Origin of the sequence: [Clostridium] symbiosum ATCC 14940, assembly GCF_000466485.1 — a bacterium.
In the GTDB taxonomy this organism is placed as follows: domain Bacteria; phylum Bacillota; class Clostridia; order Lachnospirales; family Lachnospiraceae; genus Otoolea; species Otoolea symbiosa.
The window spans coordinates 3,267-11,900 of sequence record NZ_KE993002.1 but is presented as its reverse complement, the minus strand read 5'-3'; the positions used below and the strand labels follow the sequence as shown (position 1 = coordinate 11,900).

At 46.5% G+C, this 8,634-nt stretch carries 10 protein-coding genes and 1 riboswitch; of the genes, 4 read left to right on the top strand and 6 right to left on the bottom strand.

The annotated features are described in order from the left end of the window. Nucleotides 1-145: 145 nt before the first annotated feature. Nucleotides 146-250: riboswitch (TPP riboswitch) on the bottom strand. Between the two features lie 169 nt (nt 251-419). From CLOSYM_RS23690 to CLOSYM_RS18170, 3 genes are read left to right on the top strand one after another with little or no spacing between them, the layout of a single operon-like run. Beyond that, a complete protein-coding gene (locus CLOSYM_RS23690; RefSeq protein WP_021643257.1) occupies nt 420-1,010 on the top strand; it encodes an AIPR family protein in 591 nt (196 codons plus the stop codon). A 2-nt stretch (nt 1,011-1,012) separates the two neighbouring features. Then, nucleotides 1,013-1,582, top strand: a complete 570-nt coding sequence (locus tag CLOSYM_RS23685) for an AIPR family protein (RefSeq protein WP_021643256.1) — start codon at nt 1,013-1,015, stop codon at nt 1,580-1,582. 5 nt (nt 1,583-1,587) lie between these two features. Next, complete coding sequence (locus CLOSYM_RS18170; protein WP_021643255.1) at nt 1,588-1,809, top strand: helix-turn-helix domain-containing protein; 222 nt, start codon at nt 1,588-1,590, stop codon at nt 1,807-1,809. 98 nt (nt 1,810-1,907) lie between these two features. Here the strand turns inward: CLOSYM_RS18170 and CLOSYM_RS18165 are convergent, their stop codons facing one another. The 5 genes from CLOSYM_RS18165 to CLOSYM_RS18145 form a co-directional block, all read right to left on the bottom strand. Then, a complete protein-coding gene (locus CLOSYM_RS18165; RefSeq protein ID WP_024739122.1) occupies nt 1,908-2,366 on the bottom strand; it encodes a VOC family protein in 459 nt (152 codons plus the stop codon). A gap of 39 nt (nt 2,367-2,405) precedes the next feature. Beyond that, nucleotides 2,406-3,239 (bottom strand): helix-turn-helix domain-containing protein, encoded by an 834-nt coding sequence (locus CLOSYM_RS18160; protein WP_021643253.1) that lies wholly within the window; start codon nt 3,237-3,239, stop codon nt 2,406-2,408. A gap of 133 nt (nt 3,240-3,372) precedes the next feature. Next, nucleotides 3,373-4,488 carry a TRAP transporter substrate-binding protein gene (locus CLOSYM_RS18155; protein ID WP_021643252.1) on the bottom strand — a complete coding sequence of 372 codons (1,116 nt, stop codon included), beginning with the start codon at nt 4,486-4,488 and terminating at the stop codon, nt 3,373-3,375. Nucleotides 4,489-4,598: 110 nt separating this feature from the next. Then, on the bottom strand, nt 4,599-5,348 hold the full coding sequence (locus CLOSYM_RS18150; protein ID WP_021643251.1) for an SDR family NAD(P)-dependent oxidoreductase: 750 nt from the start codon (nt 5,346-5,348) through the stop codon (nt 4,599-4,601). A gap of 31 nt (nt 5,349-5,379) precedes the next feature. Beyond that, on the bottom strand, nt 5,380-6,198 hold the full coding sequence (locus CLOSYM_RS18145; protein ID WP_044902815.1) for a sugar phosphate isomerase/epimerase family protein: 819 nt from the start codon (nt 6,196-6,198) through the stop codon (nt 5,380-5,382). Nucleotides 6,199-6,587: 389 nt separating this feature from the next. Between CLOSYM_RS18145 and CLOSYM_RS18140 the strand changes: the two genes are divergently transcribed. Beyond that, on the top strand, nt 6,588-7,247 hold the full coding sequence (locus CLOSYM_RS18140; RefSeq protein ID WP_021643249.1) for a GntR family transcriptional regulator: 660 nt from the start codon (nt 6,588-6,590) through the stop codon (nt 7,245-7,247). A gap of 204 nt (nt 7,248-7,451) precedes the next feature. On the opposite strand, the gene CLOSYM_RS18135 is transcribed toward CLOSYM_RS18140, so the two are convergent. Continuing rightward, nucleotides 7,452-8,399: a DUF1848 domain-containing protein gene (locus tag CLOSYM_RS18135; RefSeq protein WP_044902814.1), complete on the bottom strand. Its 948-nt coding sequence runs from the start codon at nt 8,397-8,399 to the stop codon at nt 7,452-7,454. Between the last annotated feature and the right edge of the window lie 235 nt (nt 8,400-8,634).

The window sequence follows — 8,634 nt, the reverse complement described above, 5'->3', positions numbered from 1 at the left end:
GGTTTTTATTTAACAGGGGAATTTTCCTGTTAAATAAAAAAGCCATCCTCCTGCAAGAGAATGGCTCTGACTTTGCGGTTACATCCACCGGTTTCCGTTAAAACCCGCGGCACACTGCCGACAGATTTTCTGAAAGTCGTAAAAATGTAGATTGTCGTTGCATCCCTACGTTGGCATTATCCAAATCAGGTGAGGTCGAGGGAATACACCCTCCTCTCAGCCCTCTTACGAGAACTCCCTTGCAATTTGGATTATAGTAGTGGCGGGAGTTAATGTCAAGCATTTTATTATTTTCTGATTATAGTGGAGAAATTAATTGACAAAATAACGATATTGCGTTATTATGAAATAACGAAATGCGTATAGGAAACATATAAATAAAACTCTGCCGGTCCATCCGGTGCAGAGAAGGAGGCTCTATGCTAAAGAAAACAATGCCGGTCAAGGCAAACTCATTTCAGGTACTTTTAAACCCCGTCGGGAACAATGATTCGAAGAAATACATCTTCTATGTGAAAGTAGATGATGTGCCTCTGGGGATACCGATGGCGACAAACCCCAGGAACCAGAAACTGACATCCAGTGTTGCGAAGGCAATCACGGAATCTCTCCTGAGCAATGACGGCAATTTTTATCTCAAGAATCGTGGAATCATCCTGTCGGCATCCAAACTGGAATACGATCCGGAGAGAGCAGAAGTGACGGTTTACTTTGACAATACATTATGCCACGGCAACATAGACGGCGGCCATACATACAGAATCATCTGTGAGTATCAGGGGGAAAAGTTAAACCAGTATGTGCAGTTTGAGGTGATGACCGGTGTGGAAGGGATTATCGAAAATCTTGCAGAAGCGAGGAACACCTCAGTGCAGGTGGATGAGAAATCCATGGCGGAACTGGCACGGAAGTTTGACCCGATTAAAGAGGGACTGGAAGGCATGCCTTTCTTTGACAGGATAGCATTTAAGCAGAATCAGGTATCCGTTGATGAGACAGGGAAAACCTGAAGATGATAGATGCGAGGGAAGTTGTGGCAATCATAAATATGTTTAATATTGAGAAATATGATGCGCAGACGCATCCGATGCAGGCTTATTCGTCAAAAGCAAAAATGCTCGAATTGTATTTGCAGGATCCGGAGTTTTACCGTAAATTCGTCAATGTGATGCCGGATATTTTCGATTTATATGATCAGATTGAAATGGAATTTGCCGACGCATATAATTCGGCAGGGGGACGGTATGGAAGAAAAAAATACTCAGGCCACAAGGATGATTCTACGGTGGGAAAAAGCAAATTCGGGATGCATGATTTGAAATATAAAATTCCTGACGGTTTTATGTATCCTGTAGTTGCTGCATTCCGCTCTTATTTGCAGTATAATGAGGAGACCGATAAATACGAGTGGAGAAACGGCATCAGACCGGAGGATATCTGGAATGACTGTAAAAAAGAGCTGACAAGCAGTATAATGAATTTTGCCTCATCCATTGGAGACAATCCCAATGCGGTGGGAAAAGATACAAATATCTGGGATTTGGCATATATGAAAGTGGAATTGGCAAAGAGACGGGAGTGAGACATATGAGTTATCAGGTAAAACTTAAAGTAAAGGAAATATTGGAGGAACGTAAAATAACGCAAAAAAAGCTGGCGGAGGTATCAGGAATACGCGAGTCCACCATCAGCGATATTGTGCGTGGGGCCCGGACGGTCATAAACTTTGAACACTTGTCCAAAATCGCTGAGGCATTGGAAATAACGGACATACGGGAGTTGATTGATTTCGAAAATAGATCCAAATAAGGAATGAAACAAATCACAGAAAGCCAGACGGAGCTGCCGGACGGTTTTCTGTGATTTGTTCCTGCACACTGTTTTGTATGCTGTGAGCCAATTATAAATTATGATTGAAACTGTTTTACAACCTCAATCGGCAGCATCGCACATTTTGCTGTTTCTTCCACGGAAAGCCCCTGGGCCAGGTAACGCATTGCAACGCTTTTCATGCTTTCCGCAACCTCCACAATAAACTTATCATAGTCATAGAAGCGGAAAACACGCTGTCCCCATGGGTATTCTTTGATTTCGTGAATAAACTCGATCCCCTCTGTGGACTTCAGCTTTGCTTCCCACCGCTCTAAATCATCCACCTCAAAATAGAGTTGAAAATTATCTGGTTTCCGTTGTGCTTCCAGTTTCACGCCGACCAGCTCTTCATAATTGGACTGGAGCGAAAAGGCGTTTTCAAATGAAACGTGGACGCCCAAATCTAACATTACCTTTTGTTCCATTACCTGTTCGTAAAAATTCCTGGCTCTCGTCATATCGGATACGGAGATTAATGTACCGCAGTATTTCATATGCCACACTCCTTCTGCTTTGATTTCCTCCATTGTACATCAGAATTTGGCAATCTCACTGTAAAAATCGGACATCTTATGCCGATAATCCAAAGGAGTAATTCCGGTGACGTCTTTGAAATCATGAATGAAGTGAGACAAATCATAAAAACCGGCCGAATAGCAGACGGAGGAGATGCTGGTTCCGGGATTCTGGAGAAGCCGGACTGCTTTGTTTATCCGGACCAGTCTGGAAAAGGTTTTAGTATTCATTCCCAAATAACGGCTGAAAATCCGGTTCAGATGACGTTCGCTGTAATAAACAGCCTCCGATAACTCTTTTACAGAGATGTTTCCGCTGTTTCTTATAATACTCTCCACAGACAAATGCAGTTCACCGGGACGGGTTAGGGGCAGGCAGGAGAGGAGTATATGGTCGATATGGATAACCAGTTCATGCATACTGTGTACAGAATCCAGCGTTTCCATTATCTTCTTGTTTAACACGGGATTTATGAATGAAAAGGGGAGGGTCTGATCAGACAGCTCTCTTTGATCAACGCCTGTAAACGCATGCAAACCGGCTGGTTGAAATTCAATAATAAACAGCATATCGTTTTGGTTAGCCTGCCTGCCGATCATACGGGGCTTTGTAATGGGACCGAATAAATTGCTGCATAAATTGTTCCCGTCAAATGTAAATACCAATGTTGCACTGCCATGCGGCATTACGGTGTAGTCATCAGATATGATGTTACCGTTTGGAAATGTAATAGTATAATTTGATATCCATTCCAGCAGCCCGGGATGGGGCAGAACATAGATAAAATCATCGGCTTTATCTAAAATACGACAGGTATCATGAAACGGCTGTCTGTCTTCTCTCGTAATCATAGGCGGCTCCCCGGTTTTGTTTTATTATTATCATAAGTCCCGGCCGGTGCTTTGTCAACGCCGCTTCCCGGAGCCTGTTATTGCCTAAGGCGGGCGGAAGAGCCGGAAAGTCTGCTGCTTTCCGGCGCACCGTTTACTGGGTCAATTCATCCTGGAGAATCTGTGCCAGGCCGTTGGTGTTTTGGTCGATCTGGTCGTATAAGGTCCGGACTCCGTCCAGCGCCAGAATCTCGTCAAAGAAGGAATCGTCATAGTTAATAATCGTCATACCCCCGTCTTCCAGAATTTTCTTGTTTTCACGGTCAATATCGGATAACTGGGTGCGCATTTCCGCCATTGCTTCTGTGACAGCCTGCTCAAGGGCAGACTGGTAAGCCGGATCTAAGGCATCCCAGGAGGCTTTGTTGATGCAGATCTGGTTCGCATACAGAATGTGGTTGGTGCATGCAAGGCAGCTCTGGACTTCACTTAAATTGGCGCCCACAATTGTATCGGCTGCATTTTCCTGTGCGTCAATGGTTCCGCTTTGGAGAGCAAAATAAACCTCAGCCCATGCAAGAGGCGTCGGCTCGGCTCCGATGGCCGTCCAGAATGCCATATGGTTGCTGTTTTCCATGGTGCGGATCTGCAGCGCTTTGAAATCGCCCAGTGTTTCCAGGTTCACATTTGCCGTAGTCAGACGGTAGGTGGCGTTTTGCAGAACACCCAGCAGATGCATGCCCGCTGTCTCATAAGCGGTATCGAGTGTGGCTCGGGTTTTGGAATCACCATTTAACACTGCGTCAATTTTATCTCCGTCGTGTTTTGCAAAGACCATAGGAAGGTCGAATATGGCCAGCTCCGGGATAAAAGATACCATGGGAGCGATCTGACAGCCGACAATATCAATATCGCCGTTCTGCATCTGGCGGAGAAGATCGGTATCATTTCCAAGCTCCCCGTTCAGGTGGGTGTCTATTGTCAGCTGGCCGCCTGTGATTTCAGAAACCTTTATCGCTACCAGCTCATCAAAGGTGGAGCCGGCGGCGCCTTTTGCGGCAGAGTCTGCCAGGACCAGTTCGACGGGATCCAGATTCCCGTATTCTGAGGTGTCAATATCGGAGGCAGCTTTATCAGTGGCAGCACCGGCCGTGTTGCCGGAGGATGTTCCGTTGGAAGAAGGGGACGGGGCGGAGCCGGACGAATTGCTGCAGGCAGTCAGTGAGAGGGCTATGGCGCCGGTCATGATCATTGCAATTATTTTTTTCATGGTTATCTTTTTCCTTTCTTATCTTAAATATAAGTTTGCTGCGCAAACAAAAATCAAATGTATATTTTTTATCTAAATTTGATTAATCGGTTTCAATTATGTAGTTCCAATTAAAACTGCAGTCCTCCGTTAACGTCCAATACTTCGCCGGTGGTCCATGCGGCGTCGTCGCTGCCCAGATAGGCAGCCGCGGCTGCGACATCACTCAGCTCGCCCACATGTCCCAGCGGAATCCCGGCAGCCAGGCTGTCCTGCTGTTCCTGGGGCATGGAGGAAAACATCCGTCCTTTCAGAGGGCCGGGAGCGACCGTGTTTACCGTAATATTCCATGGGGCCAGGCAATAGCCCAGATTCATGGCAATTCCATTGACTCCGGCCTTGCTTGCAGCATAATTTACGCCCACATTGCGGCCGGTGCGGCCGCCGATGGAGGAAATGATGACAATACGGCCGTACCGTTTTTCTTTCATACCGGGAACGACTGCCTTGCAGGCGCGGAAAACTCCGCTCAGATTGATGTCAATGACGTCCTGCCAGTCTTTTTCACTCATCTGGTCGATAGGCAGATGCCGGATAATGCCGGCAGTGGCAACCATTGTGTCAATCCTGCCCCATCTGGCTGTAATTGCGGTAACAGCAGCGTCACAGGCATCCTGGCTGCGCACGTCGCATTGTACGGTCATCACTCTGTCCTCTCCGAAGCCGGAGGCTGTCATCTCATTCACCGCGGCAGTCAGAGCCGTTTCGGAAAAATCTGTGAAAGCAATCCTGGCTCCTTCGCCCAGCATGCGCTCTGCTATGGCCAGAGCAACATCACCGGCGCCGGTAATCATAACTATTTTGTCAGTGTAACGTTCCATATTCTGTCTCTCCGTTCTTTTTGTTTAATTTCTAATCTTCCGACATGCAGGCTTTTGCCGCTTTCAATACCCGGCGGGCATATTCCTCAAATCCAAGCTCGCTCAGGCGGCCTGCGTGGGGGACTTCCAGACCGTATATGATATCCTGGTTTGGAATGTGGGAAATAATATCTTGAATTGGTACGGCTCCTTCGCCGGGGTAAAGACGCTCCGCCCGTCCGGTATGGACCAGCGCCTCCACCTCCGTCGGTATTTCCGCCCCGCAATCGCAAAGATGCGCATAATGGAACCATTCTTTGGGACAGTCCTCCAGTTCGCTCAGTGTTATGCGGGAACGGTAAAAATGCAGAGTATCGACGACAATTCCTACATTCTTCCGGCCGGAGGCCAGCAGCAATTCCTTTGTCTGTCTGAGGTTGGACACGCTGGCCCAGGTGACGAACTCAACATTCACATCCTGTCCATATTGCGCAGCCAGCTCGCAAAGCCTGATAAATTGTTCCGTATAGCATTCTTTGTCCTGAATCCAGATATTGGTGAGGACGTGTGTGACACCCATTTCAGCGGCGGCCGCCATTGCAGGCTCGTGGTCTTTGACATCGATGTTATCCGCGATACGGGCAATTTCCGTATCAGTGTATCGGATGCCGGTTTCCGACAAAGCCTGCCGGGTCTCCCGCATCAACTGCGGGTTTTGGGCCAGGTTATAGGGGGATTCTCCCGGCAGTCCCAGGGGAATTGTTCGCAGGCTCACCGCATCATAGCCGGCTTTTGCCGCCGTATAGATGAATTGTGGCGGCGGACAGTTGATATTGGTGAGATGCACCAGGGAATACAGGTGTTTCGGCAATTTACTTTTCTCCTTTCGTTTGTGGTAAGACAGTTACTATTCAAGTTTGTATACATTATGTATTTATATTTGTATACAAATTAGTATACGACAAGAAAAAACGGATTTCAAGTGTTTTTTATTATATTTTTAAATCAGGCAGCAAGCGTTACTGTTTACACGGTTGTGTTCAGCGAGGTGTGAACAGTACCAGCAAGCATCCGGTTAAGCCTAAAAATGAAATAGTATCTGTTCTTTAAGTGCAGCCTATGATATAATGTCGGCAGAGCGGGCTTTATATCTGCGCAATACAGTTTCTGCGTTCACTGCAGAAAACTGGCGCTATTTTCCGTCGGAGACTCATGTGAACGCAGTGAACATGATATAATGATTTTCAGGAGCTGATTGCCATGTCTAAAAAAGATAATTTAACAAATCAGGTTTACCAGGACCTGAAATACAAGATCATAAATAATGAAATTTTACCTAACGCTTATCTGGATGAAAAAAAAATATGCGAGGACCTGAAAGTCAGCCGGACACCGGTTCGCGAAGCGCTTGTCAAGCTGGAATGGGAGGGGCTGGTTATGTCTCTGCCGCAGAGGGGGATTATAGTCTCGGATTTGTCGCTTCAGACTATCATTGAACTGATTCAAATTCGGAAAGTGATGGAGCCGTTGCTTCTTAAGCCGTATCTGCACTGTTATAATAAAGAGATACTTTCAGATTTCCGAAGCAGAATTGAGCAGGCGCTTCAAAATCAGGATTACGATATGCTGCGTACCCTGGATTATGATTTTCATAAATATCTCTACGAGGCCTGCAGCAAACGCCATGTAAATAAGCTGTTATCCTATGTGTCCGACCAGTTTCAGAGAATCCGCACCCAGGAATTTTATTTAAAGCAGCGTTCCATCAGCGGGGCGAACGGCCATATTGAGATAATCGATGCTTTGCTGAACGAAGAGTTCGATCGTGTGCCTGATCTGCTTTATGAGCATGTACGCGAAGCGGAGCAGACTTATTGTGGAATTTTGTTAAACGATGTTTCCGGACTGGATAAGAAATAATGGTCCGAAGCGGAAAAATAGACTGAAGTAAGAAGGGTGGTCTGATGTAAGAGATATCTTGATAATATCTGGCAGGAAAGAACCAAACTGCTTTTATGAAATGGCAGGATGGTTCTTTTTTACGTGTTATTTTCCGGTACAACGCAGAACATGCTGGCGTACTGTATTCACTATGACCACGGCAGTGAACTGTGGGAAAGCCGGTCAGGGCGCAGGTATGCTAAATAAATCATACTGTATATTTTTAAGACTTCCGGTTTTGCGTTCATAGATCCGGTCATCTTCTGAGAGTTGGCTGCAGAGCAGAGGAGAAGTGCTGTCATAGGACCGGCATCGTTCCTCCATCTGCCGTCGGCTGTGATTGGCATAACAATAGAAACAGCCATTGCGGCAGGTATTGTAAAATCCGAGGTCTATGCTAGCGGCACACCGGCACTCGGGACGCTGGTTCTTATCCTTTTGTGTGTTGACCGGGCAGCCGGCAAGCTTTGCGATCAGTTCGCCGTCGATACAGCAGCCGTGCCGGATATTGCAATCGGACAAATCAATTTTTTCCGCACAAGTATCTATTGCAAGGCCGCAGGATGCGGCAATGGAAGACAGATTTCTGGCCAGGGCGGAGATACTGCCGCCGGGTATTTCCCGGATCCCCAGCGGCCGGACGTTATTAGTTATTGCGGGATACATGTCAATAAAGCTGATCGTGCATTTTCCGGTATAGCCGCTGAGCTGACAGGCCAGATTCGAGAAGGCGCTGCTGTGCCAGCCGGCTGTATAGGTTTCATTGAGAATGATGGGATCATACCGCCAGATGATCCGCTCTTTTCCAATCATCTTTGATAACGACTGGAAGGTTGCGATGCGCTGTTTGAGGGCGGGAAGGTTCATCTCAATCTCTCTTCCATAAGCGTTCAGCGTATATTGGAAGTAAAAGGTGTAATTTTGTAATTCATTTAGTCTGGTGAGCATTGGTTCCGGATTTTTGCTCCAAAATACGATACAGTCTACAACGTCCGGATTTAAGCTGATTTTACTGACCTGATGCGAATTGAACGGATTTCTTACCAGGGCATATTGCTCCCGGATGCGGTTCATGAACCAGTCGGAGAAAAATGCAGGGATATCTGTTCGTCTGCTGGCGCTGATTATCATAATACTCCCCCTATTCAAAATAGAACACATGTTCTTTATGCCTTTGCTTTAATATAATACATACGGCAGAAAATTGCAAGTCTTTAATAAAAAAATCTGCTGATTAAAAAAGTAAGGTGTTACTGTTCACACCCCGCCAAAAAGCGGCGTGCTGCGAACAATAACACGCTTCGCGTTGCACAGAAACGGAAAAAAGCGCCGTTCGCGCCGTAAAACTCGGGATTTTCGTGCAAAA